A 20,538-nucleotide genomic window follows, 5' to 3' on the forward strand; every position below is an offset into this window, starting at 1 on the left:
TAGCAGTATTCAGCCCGGAAATTAGAATTAATTTCTTTTTAATGGCACAAATTAAAATTTCATTCCTATTCCGGCAGAAATTCTTCCGCCATCTGAACCATAGAAATAATTCAACCTTGCAGACATCATTTCCACAATACTCAGCCATACACCTGCACCAGCAGACTGATGCCATTTTCTGGAGTTCTCATTGTCATTCCATACACGGCCGATATCATATCCGATAAGAATTCCCATGTTGGCAGGAACAATATTATTTCTTACCCTTCCAAAATCCCACCGGATTTCTGAGTTATTGGTAAAATAGGATCTTCCGGAGAATCTTTCGTTTCTGAAGGCTCTCATTCCATTATTTCCTCCGATAGCAGCGGCCTGATAGAATTCAAAATTATTATTATTGATCCACATCACATTGCTGGAATTGGCGAATACAAATTTTCCTTTTTTATCAATCCTGTGGTCAATGGCAAGTTTTCCTTTTACCGTTACGAAATTCTTATTAAAATCAGAAAGAGTTGCTTTCCAGTCTGCATTCAGCATAAATTCCAGTCCAAGAGTAGGGAAGGCTGCATTATCTGCATTTTTATAGCCAAAGGTATAATTGGCTCCCACAAACTGTTGGCTATTAAATACACCAGGTCTCACATCCGGAGACTGATTGATGAAACGGTCCGCTTTTCTCTGTACTTTATTATCTTCAAAAGTCAGTTGAAACTGGTGGCTGAGGTTCATCCAGCTCTTTTGAGAAATGGAAGGAGCGAAGTTAAACTTAGATATTCTGGCTCTGTTGTATTCTCTTTCTGTATCCTCCTTGTCATAATCACTTTCGTTCGAAAGCCCAAAAAAGTTCTGAGAGAACCTTGGAGTGGTATAAAATGCATCAAGGTTAATATCCCAGCCTGAGATTGCTTTTTTAAATACACCTTTGTACGTAAGGCTAAATCCTGCAGTTGCCGTATAAAAATTAGCTTTTAAGCTGTGTCTCTGAGTGAAAGGATCACGTATAAAATTATTCACTGTATAATTGGCCAGAACTCCTACAATCACCCCATCATCCGGGTTGTAATCCAGGTTTGGATACCCTGCAACAGAATTATATTTAGGGTGTTTATAATTATAGCTGTTGATATCATAATCATCTGTAATATTTCTGGTTGCATTGCCTGTGTTATAAGTGTTTTTCTGAGATCTAAAATCATAAATCTTTACTTTTCTGCCATCTGCAACATTATAGGTATCATGATTGTATCCACCAATCAGCCGGATCGTCATTTTAGGATTTCCACTTCCTGTTACTACATAAGTATCATCATCTTCCAATCCGTAGATCCACAATTCTTTTGTTTTCGAATCATGATAAGTCTTTTCAAAAACAAGTTCATTCTGGTCTTTGTTCTTGCCTAGATAATATTGCTGAACAAGCACGGAATGTCCGTTTTTGGTGATGACAAACTTATCAGGATGTACCGTTCCCGCCAAAGGAACTTTTTTAAGCAGTACATCATAATATTGGGCGGCATAGGTCTGTAATTTTGTCTTTCTTATTTTCAGTTTTCTCTGGATTTCGGCAATGGTGTCATCCTGTACTTCTTTCGGAAGATTATGGAAAGCATCATCAATATCTGCATCAGTAAGATGTTCCTGAATATATTTTGCCTGGGTTTCCCATTCATTCTGGTCTGCACCTTTTAAGAAAACAAGATCCATCGGATAAGGTTCCATGGCAAGCCATTTTACACTGCTGATATCTTCTGTAAAGGTTTTCATATGGCGGATGGCAGGAACATTCATGATGATTTTAAAGGCTGCGCCGTCATATTTACTGAATGCCTGATCCCTGTCTTTAGGAATAGGTTTATAGATTATTTTATCACCCGCTTCATATTCTGCCCATTTCCACTGGTCGGAATGTCTGTCCCAGTCGCCGATAAGCATATCAAATAATCTTGCTCTGATATAAGATTCTCTGTCCACAGAATATTTATCGCTTTTGCTAAGATTTTTAAGTACATCATCCGTGGAAACGATATCTTTTGCATGGTCAAGATCAGCTAATGTTTTCGGATCAGAAGAAAACCGTTCTTCAATCATATACATTTCATCCCCGTAGTTTTCATTATATCTTCCCAAAGCCTGTTGCTTAGGAATATAATACAGTTTTGGATTACTGTGGAAAATACCCAGTTTTTCTGACATATTTCCAATCGTAAATGGAGTAAAGGGATGATTGGTGGTATAAAAATCAAGCAGGAACTTTTCAGGGAATGTATCTGCGAGTTCTTCTCCTAATGTACTTTTCTGAAAAGCCATATTGTTCAGGAAACGGATCGCACTTTTTTTTACTCCACGCATAACAAATTCCTGTCCGTCTTTAGCTTTCAGACGCAAACTATTGGATTGGTTTCCTCCACCTTCCCGGAAAGGAATATACCCTCCGTTTAATTCGGAAAGATTAGCGGTTGGCGCTTCAATGGGAATTCCGTAATATCTTCTGTAATGATCTCCCCAAAGCCAGCGGTAAAACTTTCTTTTTTCAGTAAGCTGTACCGGGTAAATGGTTGAAGAGAATGTGGCAGGAAAAGAATTGGGAAAATTATTGATGAATACATCCGGTTTGGATATCACGGAAATATGAGTCAGTTTTTGGAGCTGAGCATCTTTAGTTGAGAAATACTCCACATCTGTACTTTCATCTTTTCTGAAATTTAAAACCGCAAAACCACTACCTCCGTAAGAAAAGTCTGTTTGTTCCACGATGGTAGACGGATCTGTTTTTGAGCCTGCTCCACTAATGATTTGTCTTAAGTTTCCATCTTCGTGATATTGCAGATTATGGTCATGACCAGATACGAAAATGATGTTTTCCTTATCTTGGACAATACTTTTCAGTCTGTTAGCCAGATCTGCATAATGTTGATTATTAATATCTTCAGGGCTGGCTCCCGAGGAACTTCTTAATACATTGATTACACTTGCTACTACAGGAACAGGAACTTTACTCTTTAAAGGAAAGAGATGGGATTTAACAGAATTAAAACCTGCGTGGGTTCCACTGCTGATGATAGGATGGTGTAAAGCAACAATTATTTTTTTTCCCTGATTTTTAATGATAAGATCTTTGAACTCTGTGAAAAAATCTTCACGGGTTTTGATATTACAGTTTTTGTTGATTCCCGGATAATTATCCCAGTTGGCAATCACCCATTCTGTATCGATGGCAATAAGCTTTATATCTTTAGAAACATTGATATCATCAATAGGACAGCCGTTTTTGGGTAGGAAAGCTTTTTTATCATCAAGATATTTTTTAACCAGTCCTTCCTGGGTATTCAGCCCTTCCAATCCACTATACCAATCATGATTTCCGGGAATTACTAATGTTTTTCCTTTGAAATTTTTGGTAATGGAAAGCTGGTTTTCCAGTTTTTGCTTTGCGAGGGAGTAATCTTTGTCTGTTTCTTTGGGCATACCATTAGGATAGATATTATCACCCAGAAAGATCAGCATAGAATTACTATCCGCAGAATCCAGTTTGCCTTTCAGTAAATTCAATGTTTTTTGTGCCTGAGGTTCATCTGAGTTTCCTGCATCTCCAATAAGAAAGAGTTTAAAATCATTTTCAGATTTTATTTCGGAATCTTTAACTTCAAATAAGTTTTTGCCCTTTTGTACGTTATAGGTAGCACAGGAATAAAGAGCTCCTGCGGACATTACCGTCCGAAGAACAATAGAAGTATTTTTTAGATGAGTTTTAAAGGATAAATTCATAAATTTACATTAACAAAAATTCAGGAATGAGCATTCTACACAAAGCTAAAAATTATGTTGAAATCTTATTCAAAGATAAGTTATCTTCGGTATATTTTTATCATAATTTTATCCATACTGCCTATACAGTCAATAAGGCTGAGGAAATCATGAAAAATACCCCTGTTTCTGAAGAAGATCAGGAGAAGGTACTTGTAGCATTATGGTTTCATGATACAGGGTATATAGAATGTGCCCTGAACCATGAGGAAAGGAGTGTAGAGGTGATGAAAGCCTTTTTACACCAGGAAAATTATTCTGAAGACTATATTGCAGACGTTGAAAAACTGATTCTGGCTACGAAAATACACTACGAACCTCAGAACTTACTGGAAAAAATTGTAAAGGACGCAGACTTCAGCCATTTTGCAGGCCATGATTACAGTGAAATTTCTGATGCTTTGAGAAAAGAATGGGAACTGACCAACGTAAGATGCTTTTCCAATGAAGAATGGAATGCCGGAAATCTTGATATGCTGAAAAACAAGCATACTTTTTATACAGATTACGCCAAAGAAAACTGGGAGCCTTTGAAAAAGAAAAATATCAAAAAGATCGAAAAGAAGCTGGAAAAAGAAGAAGAGAAAAAAGAAAACAAAAAGGAAGCTTCGGAGGGCAAAAAAGAAAAAGAAAAATCGGACAGAAGTGTGGATACCTTATTCAGAGTTACACTGAACAATCATACAAGATTAAGTGATATTGCAGACAGTAAAGCCAATATTCTTTTATCTGTGAACGCAATTATTATTTCGGTTTGTCTTTCTGTACTGGTTCCGAAACTGGATGCTCCTAAGAATTCGCATCTGATTCTTCCAAGCTTCATATTATTGCTGTCCAGCGTACTGACGATTATATTTGCGATTCTCTCTACAAAACCGAATGTAACCAAATCAACATTTACTTCTCAGGATATTGCCAACAGAAAAGTAAACCTGCTGTTTTTTGGAAACTTTCAGCAGATGTTGTTTGACGATTATAACAATGCCATGAAAGATCTTATTAAAGACAGGGATTATATCTATGATTCTATGGTGAAGGATCTGTATTATCTGGGAAAAGTTCTTAACAGGAAATACAGGCTTTTATCCATTACCTATAAGATATTTATGGCAGGGATTATTATATCCGTCTTATCTTTCGGGGCTGCTTTTCTGAGTCTTTAATTAAAATATAGATAAAAAGTAATCACCCGGAATTTTTATAAGATTGACTGAAGATATGCCAAACTAAAGCTTTTCATGATGAAATAAAGGAGCATGATGCTTACGGCGTTGATAATCATTACTCCTGCGGAAGTGTAAAAGACACTCTCAGTGCCAGCAATCCCGTAATACCCTGAAGATCCTCCACTCTTAAAAATTCTATATCATTTTGTAAAACTCCTTTCTTCTGGAGTTTGGAAATATAGTCCAGGTATTCCTTCTGATTTTCCATTCCGAAATAGACGATGGTAATTTTTCCGGGAGCAGTGATGCGTTCTGAAGAATCTTTAATATGGGCTTTATCCAGACGTTTTTTGATGATTTCGTAATACGAATTGTAAGCTCCGTCTACATCAAAGCGTTTTTCATCCATTCTGAAGCGGATATCTATTTTTTCATTATATACAAAGATCAGTGAGGCAATATCCAGCTGTACAGGAAGATACTTTTTGAACGACTGAAATTCAAGTTCCATTTTACAGATGGTTTTCAGCTGCCAGTATCTCAGTTTGTGGACTACTTTCGAAGTATAATGAAGCTCAGGAGCGATGGTAGAACCAATATACAGATTGTGTTCTACACCATCAGACTTAAATCTTTCATAATAATGTGGAAAAATTTCCTGTGCCTTTTCCTGGCTTTCATCCAGCATATCGGCCAGCTTTCTGTTTACAAGCGTTATAGAGTCATCAAGTTTTTTTCTGTGATGATAAAACAGATCCGTAGAGGTAAAAATGTGCGAAAAATAGTCTTTAATCTTTGCCTTTATTTCTCTGGATGTTTTAATTTCCAGTTTTCCTTGTAAAAAAGGATGGATTTCTTCTCTTAATAACCTCTGAAAACGCTGTTCCGTATCTGCTTTGATCTCATTGTTGATCTCATTTTCAAAAACATCCAAAGCCAGTACAAATTTTTCCGAATCGGAATTCGTGAGTATTAAAATTTCATTCAGACATTCAATTTGTTGATTAAGATCCAGCAGCATCAGATTAAAACGTTTTTCCGAAGAAGAACGGATATCCGAAACTCCAAATAGCGGAGTAAGATTTTTGAATGCGATCTGCTTTAAGGTATATATTTTCTTTCCAAGTGATGCCGTAAAATATTTTTCAGCTTCATTTCTGAACTTCCATACCACACTGTCGTGGATGGTTGTATATTCACGTTGAATAATGGCTTCTATCTGATAATTTTTCTCAAAGTAGAATCTGTTCAGAGAGAAGAGAACCATATCAGTGAAAAACTCCAGTTTTTTCAGTTTCAAGCCATTGAAACTTCCGGCAATAGGAGAGGTGAATTCCATGATCGCAAGGAGTTCGCCGTCTTTCATGATGGGAATTACCATGAAACTGTTGATATTATTGTCCTTTAGAATACTGAAGGAAGGAAGCAGCTTGACATTCTCGTCCAGGTTGTTTACATTGGAAACAACCACAGGCTTTGAATTATGATTTAAATTATCAAAGGTACTTTTACGCGTCTCTTCATCAAATGCATTGATCCAGAAATCCAGGATATGATTCGTGAGCAGGCTTTCGTAAATCGGAAGTTTATCGAGTTTCTGTTCCTTTTTGTTGAAAGTCATCAACCCGAAGCTGAGTTCAGGAACATCAAAATAGGATTTGAAAATTTCGGTCAGGTTTTCGTTGGGATTCATATCTTCCGGATCAATTTCAATCATGCTTGATTTCAGATCGGAAAGGGCTACTTCAGAAGTACAGTCTACCAGTGAAATAATAGTAAATCCTTTCAATATCCAGGACTGAGATGGAAAATACTTTTTCCACAGTTTAAAGTCATCCAGATTTTCCAGCAGCATATCCAGAACATCATCCGATGGAATTTTGGCATCTTCTGTAGGCATAATTTCCGTAAAATCGGAATTGACCGTAATTTTATAATGCTTCATGATTCCCTGTTTGTTGGGAATGTCATAATAAAACGGAAGCATGCTTTTAATATCTTTTTTGAAATAGCTTTGAAGAATCAGACAGCAGCAGAACACATAAAATTCATTATCTGAAATATTCCTGAGTTCTATTTCGAAGTCTTTTCCGGCATCTTTCAGAATATCTTTAAACCTTTCAGTATAGTTGAAGGTAATGTTGGAAAGCGGAATGCTTGCCGCTTTTATTTCGTTTCTGGTAAGGCCTGTTGGGAAAAGATCAGCAAGAAGCAGTCTGATGAGGTCTTCGTATTTTTCAAGAAGGGCGGTGTCCTGAAAGCCTTCTCTGAGCTCTTTGAAATTTCTTGTACTCTCAATCAGAGACTCTGCATAATTGACTCTGTATTCCAGTCTGTCATTATATCGGATATGTTCCAGAACATCCAAATATTTTTTGAATGATATATAAACCTGAAAGGGAGAGTCTTTTTTATAGAGATTAGCCAAGAGCTGAAAAATTTAGAGTAAAGTTATGAAAAAAGGAGAATATTAATAGGAGGATGTTTTTATTTTATCGTACATAATTTATTTATGCATTTCGGAAATTTTATAACGTATTTTACTATTCTTTGCTGTTTTTTTGAACGGATGATGATCAATGTTACTGATTAGTAAATTGTGTTTTTTTTTTTGAATAATTTGAATAAAAATACTATTTTGTGATATTCATTATTCAGATATGAACATAAAAAAGCACAACTGAGAAGTTGTGCTTTTTTATATGTTAGAATTCAGGTTTTACAATCCGAACATTCTTGCAAATAAATCCGGGAAAACTCCAAGGATAATGATCAAAGCAATAACAACTACTGCGATGATGTTGTAAGTAAGGGTTACTTTTTCTGACGATTTGAATGTTGATTCTTTAAAGAAGAACATCGCAATGATCAGTCTTAAATAGTAAGCAATAGATAGGGCAGAACCTAACACAGCTACCAGTACTAAGAAAGCAGCACCGTTCATAGCCTGGGAGAATAAAGCAAATTTCCCCATGAAACCAGCTGTTAACGGAACTCCTGCCATTGAAAGCATAGAGATCGTTGCTACAGTGGCTAATAAAGGTTCGGTTTTTGCCAATCCTTTGAATGCTCCGAAAGAGGTTTCTCTCTTTAATTTCTCTACCCAGATCAGACACATGAAAACCCCTACTGTAGATAAAGAATAAGCAAATAAATAGAATGCAAGGTTATAAGTAGAAAGGCTTGTCATTCCGAAGAATACCAACCCGATATATCCTGCGTGGGAAACTGAAGAGTATGCCAGCATTCTTTTTGCATTCGTCTGAGCAAGACCCATAACGTTGGCCAAAAGCAAAGTAATGATTAGGAATACTCCTAAAACATTGATCCATTCGTGGGTTACCCCAGCGAAACCAAGCGTCATCAATCTGAACAGGGCAAAGAATCCTGAGATCTTTACCACACTCGCCATGAATGCTGTGATTAATGAAGGTGAACCTGCATATACATCAGGACTCCACATGTGGAAAGGTGCCAGAGCTACCTTGAATGCCAATGCACAAAGAATCAGTAATACCCCTAAGATGAACATTACATTTCCAGCATTTGCTACTCCAAAATCATGAATCTTGTAAAGATCAAAACTTCCTGCACTTCCGTAGATGAACGCAATCCCGAACAGTAAGAAACCTGTTGCAAAGGCACCCATAAGGAAATATTTAATAGAAGCTTCGTTGGATCTCAAATCAGTTTTGTTAGCTCCAGCCATTACATATAATGGAATAGAAAGGATCTCAACTCCTAAGAACATCGTTACCAGGTTCTGGTATCCGAAAAGGATGATCCCTCCACATAATGCAAATAGCATCAATGCATATAATTCCGACTGGTGGCTTCTGTGATTGCTGAATGCAAAACCTCCAAGGAAGAATAACAATAAAGTTGTTACGATTGATATTTTAGTGAATAATGCGGTATTGTCACTGTACTCATACATATGCTTGTAATGGTCGAAGAACGAACATTCCGGCATAAAACTTACATACAATGCAATGATTAATCCCAAAATCCCAATGTATCTTGCGAATTTTCCTTGTTCAAAAACTCCTGAAAATAACGCAATAACTGCCGTTAGGAAAACAATAATTAAAACACTCATTTCTTAAAATATCAAATTAACTTACCATTGATTGGTAGATAAACTTCACTGAACTACTCACCATGTCAATTACCGGTTGTGGGAAAATACCTAGTAAAATCACAAAAACCGCTAAACTTGCCAATACAGAAAACTCTACACCCGATAAATCTTTTGCTGTACTTAAAACGGCTTCATCTCCTTCTCCGAACATTGCTTTTCCGTAGAATCTCAATAAATACACTGCACAAAGAATTACCGTAAGACCAGCAATTACTGCTGCTGTTCCGTTAAAATCATAAACCGATTTCAACAAAATAAATTCTCCGATGAATCCATTGGTCAATGGAACTCCCATTGAACCTAATATAATGATCAGGAACAATACAGCAAACTTAGGAGCTACTTTAGCTAAACCACCCATCTGTCTGATGTCTCTTGATTTAAATCTCTTGTATAAAATATCACAACAGTAGAATAATCCTACTACGTTGATACCGTGGGCAAAAGTCTGTACCAATGCTCCTTCAGCTCCTTCCACATTGAAAGTTCCTCTAAGAGTAACTACTGCAGAAGCGAAGATCCCTGCTACCATCAATCCTACGTGAGAGAAAGATGAATACGCAATGATTCTCTTCATATCCGTTTGGATAATAGCGATCAAAGCACCATGAACAATTCCTACAATGGCAAGAATAATCACAATCTGCCCGGAAATTCCTGCTATCGGAAGCGGAGTGATTGGAAGTAAATAACGCATTACCCCATATACTGCCATCTTCAGCATGATCCCTGATAATAACATCGATCCTTGAGTAGGAGAGTAGGTATAGGTATCAGGCTGCCATGTATGGAAAGGGAATACCGGTAATTTCACTGCAAAAGCAAAGAAAATAAACCAGAATACCACAGTCTGCTGTACTTCGTTAAGCTGGGCATTATATAAATCTGTTAAAGCGAATGATGCAGAGTGGTTGTACACATAGATCAATCCGGCTAACATAAATAATGATCCCACGAATGTATATACGAAGAATTTCGTAGTGAACTCGAACCTTTTATTCTCCTGTCCCCAAAGTCCGGCGATGAACCAAATTGGAATCAAAGTGACTTCCCAGAAAATGTAGAACAACAATCCGTCTAAAGAAGTAAATACCCCTACAAGACCGAACTGCATCAACAGAATCAATCCGTAGAATGTATTTCTGTAGTTTACACTTTCGTTGAAAGATGATAAAATAATGATTGGAGCCAGAATATTGGTCAGTAATAAAAGAAGCATGCTCATTCCGTCAACACCGAAGTGAAGAGAGCTCTTCATAAATTGTGACCATGGATAATTGATCTCATGCTGCAATACGCTGTCTACTGTCGGAGTAAAATCAAAATCCGAAAGCATATAGAACGTAAGGAGCATTTGTACCAATGCGATTCCAAGCGCCAAATATTTGCTGGAATTACTCTTCCAGGCAAAAACTAATCCCGAACCTACTAGAGGTAATAGTAATAATGTTAATAACAAACAAGACATTATTATTGTAATAAAAAGTTAACAATTAATATAATTCCCACCGCTAAAGACATGATAAGGATATATGTCTCTACATTTCCGTTCTGTACACGCTTCATAGCTTTTCCGCTGTCTTCAGCACCATCACCTACAAAGTTTACAAAACGGTCTAAGATACCCTTATCAAACATTTTTCCTCCGCGTCCTAATCCTTCAACAGTTTTTACAATCAATGCGTTGTAAAGTTCGTCAACGTATAATTTCTTAGCAGAAAGCTTTTCCCATCCGGTATAGTTTTCCTCTGCAACAGCCATCTTTTTCTTACTTATATAAGTATTTCTAACGATGAACCATACAGTGAAGAACATCAGGATTGTTGCTGCTAATAATATCATTTCAGTATTAAAAGGTACTCCTGAAAGAGTAGCTTCCATCTGGCTGTAGCTTTGTTCTGTAAGAACTGGCTTTAACCATTCCATCAGTTTAGCATAATGCCCGTGACCGATGAAGTGTGGCAGGTTGATAAAACCTCCGATTACAGAAAGAATAGCCAATACGATCAATGGTAATGTCATATTAGACGGGCTTTCGTGTAAGTGGTGTTTCTGTTCTTCAGTACCTCTGAATTCTCCGTGGAATGTCAAATAGTAAAGTCTGAACATATAGGTTGCAGTCATTGCCGCTAAAACAAATAAGATTACCCAGTAAACAGGGTTTTTAGCGAAAGCTGCTACTAAAATTTCGTCTTTAGAGATCATCCCTGATAATAAAGGGAAACCTGAGATGGCTAATGTTCCGATAAGGAATGTAGCGTGGGTGAGAGGAATATATTTCTTAAGACCTCCCATGAAACGCATATCCTGTTCGTTGCTCATAGCGTGGATTACTGAACCTGCACCTAAGAATAACAATGCCTTAAAGAATGCGTGTGTCATTACGTGGAACATAGCTGTTGTATAGGCTCCCAGACCTAAAGCGATAAACATAAATCCAAGCTGTGAAACGGTAGAGTATGCCAATACTTTTTTGATGTCGTTCTGACGAAGAGCATAGAATCCTGCTAAAGCAGCCGTTAAGAATCCGATGAATAAAATTACTCCCTGCACAGTAGGTGCTAAAGTAAATAAGAAGTTGGATCTTACTACTAAATAGATACCCGCTGTTACCATTGTTGCTGCGTGGATCAACGCTGATACTGGTGTTGGCCCGGCCATCGCATCCGGTAACCATGTATATAATGGAACCTGAGCAGATTTACCGGTAGCACCGATGAATAAACTCGCTGTGATAAAGATGATCACTGTTCCGTCCAATTCAAATTTTGAAGCATTTTCTGCTACAGAAAGATAATCTACAGCATTGGTTTGAGAAGCGATCATGAAGATACCGATCAATAACGCAAGGTCACCAATTCTGTTCATGATGAAAGCTTTTCTTGCCGCTTTACCGTATTCTTCATTGGTATACCAGAATCCGATCAACAGGTAAGAACACAGACCTACACCTTCCCATCCGATGAACAGGATAAGGTAGTTGCTTCCCATTACTAAAAGTAACATCGAGAAGATGAAAAGATTCAGATAAGTAAAAAACTTGTAGAATCCTTTATCATGACTCATATATCCGATAGAGTATAAGTGGATCAGTGAACCGATACCCGTAATGATCATCACCATCATTAAAGAAAGCTGATCTATCTGGAATCCAAAATTAATCTGAACTCCGTTTACTCTAAACCATTCAAAAGCTTTTACAATAACAGGCTGGCTTTCAGAATTGAAATTCATGAAAATACTTACCGCAATACAGAAAGATCCGAAAACCATAGCTGTAGCCAAAGATCCTACCAATATTTTGGGAAGATTTTTTCCGAACAGCCCGTTAATAAGAAACCCTAAAAGTGGTAAAAGTACTATTGCATATACTAGATTCTCCATTCTTATCCTCTTAATTTATTAAATATACTCACATCTACAGAACGGGTGTTTCTATATAGCATCGCAATAATTGCCAGACCTACTGCTACTTCAGCAGCTGCTACCACCATAATGAAGAAAACTAAAAGTTGTCCATCGCCGTTGCCTTTGTATGCTGAAAAAGCTGCCAATAAAAGGTTTACAGAATTCAGCATAAGCTCTACACAGCCCAGAATCACAATAGCATTTTTTCTAAGCAATACTCCCATTACTCCCAGACAGAACAATACTGAGGAAAGAATGATGAAGTAGTCCAAAGGGATGCTTTGTATAAATGTATTTACTTCTCCCATAATTTTATAAATCTTTTTTACCGATTAATACCGCACCTACAATACCTGCCAGAATTAGGATGGAAGCAAGCTCAAACGGTAAAACATATTCATTAAACAAAAGTCTACCCAGATTTTTGGTAAGACCAACCCCTCTGTCTACATTTTCAACAACAATGTGATTGTCTTTTACTCCTCTGAAAACTCCCAATACACCTACCAAAAGAAGACCTGCCGTAAAAACTCCAACAAATTTTAAAGTATTGTTCTTCTTACTTTCGTCTTGTTTATTAAGGTTAAGCATCATTAAGATATAAAGGAAAAGTACCATGATAGCACCTGCGTAAACAATAATCTGGATGATTGCCAGGAACTGTGCATTGAGAAGAATGTACATTCCGGCAATTGAAAACATCGTAACAATTAATGACAAAATAGCATAAAGAGGATTTCTTGCAAATACAAAGTAAACAGCACTTGCCACTGCTAAAAACGCCACCAAGAAAAATAAAAACTGATCCATTATTTTACCGCATTTTTTTGTTTCTCGGATTGTCTTGTTGTGATATCAATCCTTTCATTTATTTTTTCAACTAATTTATCTTTTCCGTAAATGAAAGAACCTCTGTTGGTTTCCACGTCTACCAATCTGTCGGTAAGATAGATGGCCGATTTAGGACAGGCTTCTTCACACATACCGCAAAAGATACATCTTAGCATATTGATTTCATATACTGATGCATATTTCTCTTCTCTGTAAAGACCTTTTTCCTCTTTAGTTCTTTCAGCAGCAGTCATTGTAATGGCTTCTGCAGGACAAGCTACCGCACAAAGTCCGCAAGCTGTACATCTTTCTCTGCCTTCCTCGTCTCTTTTCAAAACGTGCTGGCCTCTCCAGATAGTCGTTCTTGGTTTCTGTACTTCCGGATACGAATATACTGCGGGAGCACCCTTTATCACGGTTCTTACAGCATGCTTAAATGTAATCCCCATTCCTGTAAAGATGGCAGGAAGGTAGATTTTTTCAGCAAGGGTCATTTCTTTATTGGAAACAACTTTTGATCTGTTTGTAAGTTTCATTTAATTATAGATATTAGATGTTAGACACCAGATTTTAGACTAATCTTGTCTGTTATCTTAATTTTTAATATTCAATATTTACACAAACCTAACAGGTTTCAAAAATCTGTTAGGTTTAGATAATTTAATTTCCAAACGCTAAAATTACAGCTCCTGTAATTAATAGGTTTACCAATGCCATTGGGATTAAAGTTTTCCATCCTAAGTGCATTAACTGATCATATCTGAATCTTGGAAGTGTCCATCTGATCCACATAAAGATCAGAATTCCGATTACTGTTTTCGTAAGGAATGCTACGATACTTAAAATTCCTGCTGTGTTTTCTCCCCAGTTCTGAGTTACCCATTCAATACCAGGATAGTTGTACCCTCCGAAGAAAAGAACGACCATGAAAGCATTAGAGATAAACATGTTCACATATTCTCCGAACATATATAAACCTAACTTCATGGAAGAGTATTCTGTAGAGTATCCTGTTACCAATTCAGATTCACACTCAGGTAAATCGAACGGGTGTCTGTTGGTTTCAGCTAAGGCTGCTACAAAGAAAACAAGGAAAGCGATCGGCTGGTAGAAAATGTTCCAGTTCAATCCTGAAACCCAAGGAATAACGCCCCATAATTTTCCGGTAGTCTGACTTTCAGTAATTTCTTTCAAGTCTAAACTTCCAGCCATCATGATGATTGAAAGAAGTGCTAGTCCCATTGCCAGTTCATAAGAAATCATCTGAGAAGAAGCACGGATAGCACCTAATAATGAATACTTGTTGTTCGAAGCCCAACCTCCGATCATAATTCCGTAAACCCCTATGGAAGCCATACCGATGATGAAAAGTACACCAACGTCAATATTAGCTACCTGAAGATCAAAAGAAGTACCTGCAATATTTAAACTTTTACCCCAAGGAATCACAGCTCCTGTAATCAATGAAATAAACATCACCAAAGCCGGCCCTAATACGAAAAGGAATTTTTCTGCATTGGCAGGCGTAAAGTCTTCTTTAAAGAAGAATTTTCCACCGTCAGCAAGAGGCTGCAGCAATCCGAAAGGTCCGGCTCTGTTGGGACCAATTCTATCCTGCATGATAGAGGCAACTTTTCTTTCTGCCCATGTAGAGTAGGCTGCAATCGTAAGTGACAGCAGGAAAAGCGCTAGTACAAGTATAAGTTTAAATGTAAGTAAATCCATTTTTTATTTTAAATGTTTGAAGATGGGAGCTGGAAGCTGGAAGTTTATCACGTCGTGGCATCAACTCTTCATCACATTACCAAATTTTTTATATTTTATTAAAACAGCTAAAATTAAAACTGAAATTTAGGGGATTTATTAAACTCCCAGCTTCCAGCTTCCTAACTTCCAACTATTCTATTTTTCGTCTTTTTCACTGATTTCTTTAGCCATCGGATTGTCTAAAACTCTTAGCTCATCTTTTGGCTTTTCGTAGTGATTCAATGAAATTACAGAATGTCTGTCAATATGTCTAGGACCTTCGATGTTCCAGTCTGATAAAGCTTTTCTTTCAAAACGACATGTATCACAGATGAATTCTTCCACTTCTCCCCATTGGTCTTTTCTTGCGGTAACTCTTACAATTTCGTCACCTTTCATCCAGACTACAGCTTTTCCGGAACATTTATCACACTTACAAGTAGCATTCATAGGTTTTGTAAACCAGACTCTGCTTGCAAAACGGGCTGTTCTGTCTGTTAATGCTCCTACAGGGCAAACGTCAATAACGTTTCCGATGAAGTCATTGTCTAAAGCTTTATTTAAATACGTTGAAATTTCAGCGTGATCTCCTCTGAAAAGGATACCGTGTTCTCGTGTTTCTGTAAGCTGGTTGGCTGTCAGTACGCATCTTGCGCAAAGAATACAACGGTTCATATTTAGTTTGATGTTCGGTCCAAGATCATCAGCTTCGTAAGTGTTTCTTTCGAATTCTGTTCTTGTGTTTTCCACACCATGCTCATATCCTAAGTCCTGAAGATGACATTCTCCTGCCTGGTCGCAGATAGGGCAGTCCAGCGGGTGATTTACCAAAAGGAATTCGGTAACCGCTTTTCTTCCTTCCTGAGCTTTCTCAGAAGTAAGATTTTTTACTTCCATCCCGTCCATTACATTAGTTCTGCAGCTTGCTACTAATTTTGGCATAGGACGTGGGTCTGCTTCAGATCCTTTAGAAACTTCTACCAGACAAGTTCTGCATCTTCCTCCACTGGTTTCCAACTTGCTGTAGTAGCACATTGCAGGAGGTACAGATTTACCACCGATTTGTCTTGCAGCTTCCAGAATAGAAGTACCAGGCAAAACTTCAGTAGTCTGTCCGTCTATAGTTATTTTGAATTTTTTAACTTCTTCGCTCATATGATATGCTTTAAGCTTTATGCGTTAAGCAATAGGCTTTGTTATTTATATTTCTTTGTATTAAATGTATATCCAATTCCTCCAAGAACCTGTCCGAAAACAAAATCCTGACGTGCTTTGTCCGGCTTGTTATTCAAAGTGGTTTTAATGTCCCACATATTAATATAACCTGCTTTTCCTTCTAATCTCAGCATCCAGTTTTTCCAGAATACCAAGTTAAGACTGGATCTGATATCGGTTCCCATACCAGCAACGTGAAAGCGGTCACTTCTTTCGTTACCAAAAAGTTTTACATTACTTTTCGGAAACATAAACCCGATTCCGGCTCCATAAGACCATACTAAATCTATATTTTTCTTATGAACAAGGTTTTTGTATTTCTCAAGACCTAAGTTTTCATAATTAAGTCCATCAGTATGTTCGAAAGTAAGGAACTTCTCATCTGCAAGATTAACCTGCCCATTCTGAACCATTGCTGCATATTCTGGATCTGAAATATGACCTTTGAAACCTACAGTCTGGTTCTGATCCATTACATATTTCATATGGTCTATCCCCAGTACCAATGCTAAATTGTCTTTAATGAAATATCCTATTCTGAAATTATACTGTGTTACGGTAAACCAGCTTGGATCAAAATAGACAATTCCAAATTTTGTAGGTCTGTCTTTTGCGGTTACATTATTCAATTGAAAATCGTATCCGTTTCCGCTAAAGTGGATATCAGAATTGCTGTAAGCCGCTCTGTTCCATCCGTAAAATACGAAAACCTGACCTTTTTTGCTTAATGGTAAAGGCTTTTCCTTTCTCTCAGCTTTAATCTGCTCTTTCTCGTTCACTAAATATGACAAATCCTCTTCAACAGATCTGTTATAATTTGCAGTATCAGTTTTCTTATTCTGTGCAAATACAAAATTCGACATCATTAAGCCGACAACCAATAATTTTTTCATCTTACCTATGCGTTCTTTTCAACAGCCGGGATAGGATCTGCATAATGTGCCAATCCATAGTTTTGTGTCTGAGACAATTCCGGGTTTTTCACATGCCACTCAAATTCATCTCTGAAGTGACGAATGGCTGCTGCAACTGGCCAAGCCGCTGCATCACCTAATGGACAGATCGTATTTCCTTCGATTTTTCTCTGGATATCCCAAAGCAGATCGATATCTTCCATTTTTCCTTCTCCTTTCTCGATTTTCTTTAAAATCTTGTACATCCATCCCGTTCCTTCACGGCAAGGAGTACATTGTCCGCAGCTTTCGTGGTTGTAGAATCTTGCCAAGGTCATGGTATGTTCTACAATACACTGGTCTTCATCCAAAACGATGAAACCTCCTGAACCCATCATGGTTCCGGTAGCAAAACCACCATCTGCCAATGATTCATAGTTCATATATCTTGGCTCTCCGTTTACTGTTCTCAACAATAAGTTTGCCGGAACAATCGGAACAGAACTTCCTCCGGGAATACAAGCCTTTAATCTTTTACCGTCTTTAATACCACCGCAATATTCATCAGAATAGATGAATTCTTCCACAGTGATCGTCATATCGATTTCGTATACCCCCGGTTTGTTGATGTTTCCACAAGCAGAAATTAATTTCGTTCCTGTAGATCTTCCCACTCCGATTTTAGCATACTCAGCACCTGTAATATCAATGATCGGAACTACTGCTGCAATAGATTCAACGTTGTTTACCACCGTTGGTCTTTCCCAAAGACCTTTTACAGCCGGGAATGGCGGTTTTAATCTTGGGTTACCTCTTTTTCCTTCAAGGGATTCAAGCAAAGCAGTTTCTTCACCGCAGATATATGCTCCACCACCTCTCTGTACATAGATTTCAAGATCGAAACCGGTTCCTAAAATATTTTTACCTAAAAATCCTGCTGCTTTGGCTTCTTCAATAGCTTCTTCAAGGATATCCGGAATCCATGAATATTCTCCACGGATGTAGATATAAGAAGTATTGGAACCTAAACAGTAAGAAGAAATCAGCATTCCCTCGATCAATAAATGAGGAAGGAACTCCATCAGATATCTGTCCTTGAATGTTCCGGGTTCAGATTCATCCGCATTCACAACAAGGTGTCTTGGAACGCCTTCAGGCTTTGCCAAAAAGCTCCATTTCATTCCTGTTGGGAATCCAGCTCCACCACGACCTCTTAGTCCTGAAGCTTTTACTTCTTCAAGAATTTCGTCAGGAGTCATTTTCAAGGCTTTCTCAGCAGCTGTGTAACCTCCCTGTTTACGGTAGGTTTCAAAGTAGCGGATACCTTCTATATGTGCGTCTTTAAGTAAAAGTTTTTTACTCATTGTTATTTGCTTATTGCAATTAGCTTTGGGCTTTTTGCATTAATTATGATTAAACGTTAAGTGAATAATTTAAAATCTAAAATCTAGAATTTAAAATTTCTATTAGTCTAAAGCAACTTGTCCCTGTCTGCAAAGATCAAGGATTTCATCTACTTTTTCTATCGTTAAATTTTCATGAAAGAATTTTCCAAGCTGCATCATGGGTGCGTACCCGCATGCTCCAAGACATTCAGCTGGTTTTAAAGTGAACATACCGTCCTCAGTAGTCTCTCCGTCTTTAATGTTCAGTTTGGTTCTGATATGATTCAGGATTTTTTCACTTCCACAAACCATACAAGGTCCGGTTCTGCAGACTTCCAAAACATATTTACCTACCGGCTTCATATTGAACATCGTATAGAAAGTAGCCACTTCATATACTTCGATCGGTTGGATACTTAATAGTCCGGCAACATAATCCATCACAGGAACATCTAACCATCCTCCGAATTCTTTCTGTGCCAGGTGAAGTACAGGAAGAAGAGCAGATTTCTGTCTTCCTTCAGGATATCTTGCGATAATTTTGTGTACCTGTGCTAAACTTTCCGGTTTAAAAGCTATTGTTTCGCTCATTTTTGAAATTTTAGATTTTAGATTTTAAATTCTAACTGAATAACGGTCTAAAATCAATTTATAATTTATAATTCAAAATTTATAATTCCAGTTATGCGTCTAATTCTCCCGCAATAATATTCATACTACACATCGTTACAATAGCATCTGAGATTACAGAACCTGTAATCATTTCAGGGTATGCCTGATAGTAGATGAAGCATGGTCTTCTGAAGTGAAGTCTGTAAGGGCTTCTTCCTCCGTCACTCACAAGATAGAAACCTAATTCTCCGTTTCCACCTTCTACAGCATGGTAAACTTCTCCTTTCGGTACATCGGTTTCTCCCATTACAATTTTGAAATGGTAGATCAATGCTTCCATTTTCTGATATACATCTGCCTTTTCAGGAAGATAAAAATCAGGAACATCCGCATGGAATGGCCCTTCCGGAAGATTTTCGTATGCTTGTTTGATAATTTTGATGGATTCCCAGACTTCCTGCTGACGAACCATGAAACGGTCGTAAGTGTCTCCTGAAGTTCCTACCGGAATAATGAAGTCGAAATCCTGGTATGAAGAATAAGGCTGTGCAACTCTAACATCGTAATCTACACCTGCTGCACGTAAGTTTGGACCTGTGAAACCGTAGCTTAAAGCTCGTTCGGCAGAGATAGCTCCTGTACCGATGGTTCTGTCCATGAAAATTCTGTTTCTTTCTAATAAAGTACAGAATTCTTTGAATCTTGGCGGGAAAGTTTTTAAGAAGTCTTTCAACAACTCATGAAACTTAGGCGTGAAATCTCTTTCAAATCCTCCGATTCTTCCCATATTGGTAGTCATTCTGGCTCCGCAGATCTGCTCATACATATCATAAATACGTTCTCTTTCGATGAACATATAAGTAAGACCTGTAATTGCTCCTGAGTCCATCCCGGTTACCCCGTTACAGATCAGGTGGTCACCGATTCTGGCAAGCTCCATCAGGATAACACGCATATAGTCTACACGCTTGGGAACTTCTACGCCAATCAGTTTTTCTACGGTCATGTGCCAACCTAAGTTATTGATGGGTGCAGAACAGTAATTCATACGGTCCGTAAGGGTAGTGATCTGAGAGTAGTTTCTTCTTTCGGAAATTTTCTCAAATGCTCTGTGGATGTATCCTACTGTTTGCTCAGCGTGAAGGATTCTCTCTCCGTCCATCGTTAAGATATTCTGGAAAATCCCGTGCGTAGCAGGGTGGGTAGGTCCCAGATTCAGGGTATATAATTGTCCGTCAATCTGTTCCTTACTTTCGTACTGGTTTAGTATATTAGATAATGAGTTATCTTTCATAATTTAAATGCTTTAGGCGATAGGCTATAGGCTTTAAGCT

15 protein-coding genes are annotated in these 20,538 nt (G+C 37.7%); 1 reads left to right on the forward strand and 14 read right to left on the reverse strand.

Annotated features, from left to right (window positions below; genetic code table 11):
- Window positions 1-51: 51 nt before the first annotated feature.
- Window positions 52-3,768, reverse strand: a complete 3,717-nt coding sequence (locus C8D70_RS18940; protein ID WP_110368335.1) for a metallophosphoesterase — start codon at window positions 3,766-3,768, stop codon at window positions 52-54.
- 26 nt (window positions 3,769-3,794) lie between these two features.
- On the opposite strand from C8D70_RS18940, the gene C8D70_RS18945 reads away from it, so the two are divergent.
- Window positions 3,795-4,970: a Pycsar system effector family protein gene (locus C8D70_RS18945; RefSeq protein ID WP_076597184.1), complete on the forward strand. Its 1,176-nt coding sequence runs from the start codon at window positions 3,795-3,797 to the stop codon at window positions 4,968-4,970.
- Window positions 4,971-5,088: 118 nt separating this feature from the next.
- Here the strand turns inward: C8D70_RS18945 and C8D70_RS18950 are convergent, their stop codons facing one another.
- From C8D70_RS18950 to nuoD, 13 genes are all read right to left on the reverse strand, one after another.
- Window positions 5,089-7,401 (reverse strand): GAF domain-containing protein, encoded by a 2,313-nt coding sequence (locus tag C8D70_RS18950; RefSeq protein ID WP_110368336.1) that lies wholly within the window; start codon window positions 7,399-7,401, stop codon window positions 5,089-5,091.
- Window positions 7,402-7,692: 291 nt separating this feature from the next.
- Window positions 7,693-9,072, reverse strand: a complete 1,380-nt coding sequence (locus tag C8D70_RS18955) for an NADH-quinone oxidoreductase subunit N (RefSeq protein ID WP_110368337.1) — start codon at window positions 9,070-9,072, stop codon at window positions 7,693-7,695.
- 16 nt (window positions 9,073-9,088) lie between these two features.
- Complete coding sequence (locus C8D70_RS18960) at window positions 9,089-10,582, reverse strand: NuoM family protein (RefSeq protein ID WP_076597187.1); 1,494 nt, start codon at window positions 10,580-10,582, stop codon at window positions 9,089-9,091.
- A gap of 2 nt (window positions 10,583-10,584) precedes the next feature.
- Entirely contained in the window at window positions 10,585-12,498 is a 1,914-nt protein-coding gene (gene nuoL / locus C8D70_RS18965; RefSeq protein ID WP_110368338.1) for an NADH-quinone oxidoreductase subunit L, read from the reverse strand.
- 2 nt (window positions 12,499-12,500) lie between these two features.
- Entirely contained in the window at window positions 12,501-12,830 is a 330-nt protein-coding gene (gene nuoK, locus C8D70_RS18970; protein ID WP_002983557.1) for an NADH-quinone oxidoreductase subunit NuoK, read from the reverse strand.
- A 4-nt stretch (window positions 12,831-12,834) separates the two neighbouring features.
- Window positions 12,835-13,332 (reverse strand): NADH-quinone oxidoreductase subunit J, encoded by a 498-nt coding sequence (locus tag C8D70_RS18975; RefSeq protein WP_034693417.1) that lies wholly within the window; start codon window positions 13,330-13,332, stop codon window positions 12,835-12,837.
- Window positions 13,332-13,889, reverse strand: coding sequence for a NuoI/complex I 23 kDa subunit family protein (locus C8D70_RS18980; protein ID WP_040996950.1), 558 nt, complete (start codon window positions 13,887-13,889; stop codon window positions 13,332-13,334). The genes C8D70_RS18975 and C8D70_RS18980 overlap by 1 nt, the downstream gene beginning before the upstream one ends.
- Before the next feature lie 124 nt (window positions 13,890-14,013).
- Window positions 14,014-15,078: an NADH-quinone oxidoreductase subunit NuoH gene (gene nuoH / locus C8D70_RS18985; protein WP_076597190.1), complete on the reverse strand. Its 1,065-nt coding sequence runs from the start codon at window positions 15,076-15,078 to the stop codon at window positions 14,014-14,016.
- 177 nt (window positions 15,079-15,255) lie between these two features.
- Complete coding sequence (locus C8D70_RS18990; RefSeq protein WP_076597191.1) at window positions 15,256-16,254, reverse strand: 2Fe-2S iron-sulfur cluster-binding protein; 999 nt, start codon at window positions 16,252-16,254, stop codon at window positions 15,256-15,258.
- 41 nt (window positions 16,255-16,295) lie between these two features.
- Complete coding sequence (locus C8D70_RS18995; RefSeq protein ID WP_110368339.1) at window positions 16,296-17,207, reverse strand: hypothetical protein; 912 nt, start codon at window positions 17,205-17,207, stop codon at window positions 16,296-16,298.
- 5 nt (window positions 17,208-17,212) lie between these two features.
- On the reverse strand, window positions 17,213-18,571 hold the full coding sequence (gene nuoF / locus C8D70_RS19000; RefSeq protein ID WP_002983547.1) for an NADH-quinone oxidoreductase subunit NuoF: 1,359 nt from the start codon (window positions 18,569-18,571) through the stop codon (window positions 17,213-17,215).
- Window positions 18,572-18,673: 102 nt separating this feature from the next.
- Window positions 18,674-19,183 (reverse strand): complex I 24 kDa subunit family protein, encoded by a 510-nt coding sequence (gene nuoE, locus C8D70_RS19005; protein WP_076597192.1) that lies wholly within the window; start codon window positions 19,181-19,183, stop codon window positions 18,674-18,676.
- A 91-nt stretch (window positions 19,184-19,274) separates the two neighbouring features.
- Window positions 19,275-20,498: an NADH dehydrogenase (quinone) subunit D gene (nuoD, locus tag C8D70_RS19010; protein ID WP_076597193.1), complete on the reverse strand. Its 1,224-nt coding sequence runs from the start codon at window positions 20,496-20,498 to the stop codon at window positions 19,275-19,277.
- Between the last annotated feature and the right edge of the window lie 40 nt (window positions 20,499-20,538).

Source organism: Chryseobacterium sp. CBTAP 102, assembly GCF_003201365.1.
Taxonomy (GTDB): Bacteria; Bacteroidota; Bacteroidia; order Flavobacteriales; family Weeksellaceae; genus Chryseobacterium; species Chryseobacterium candidae.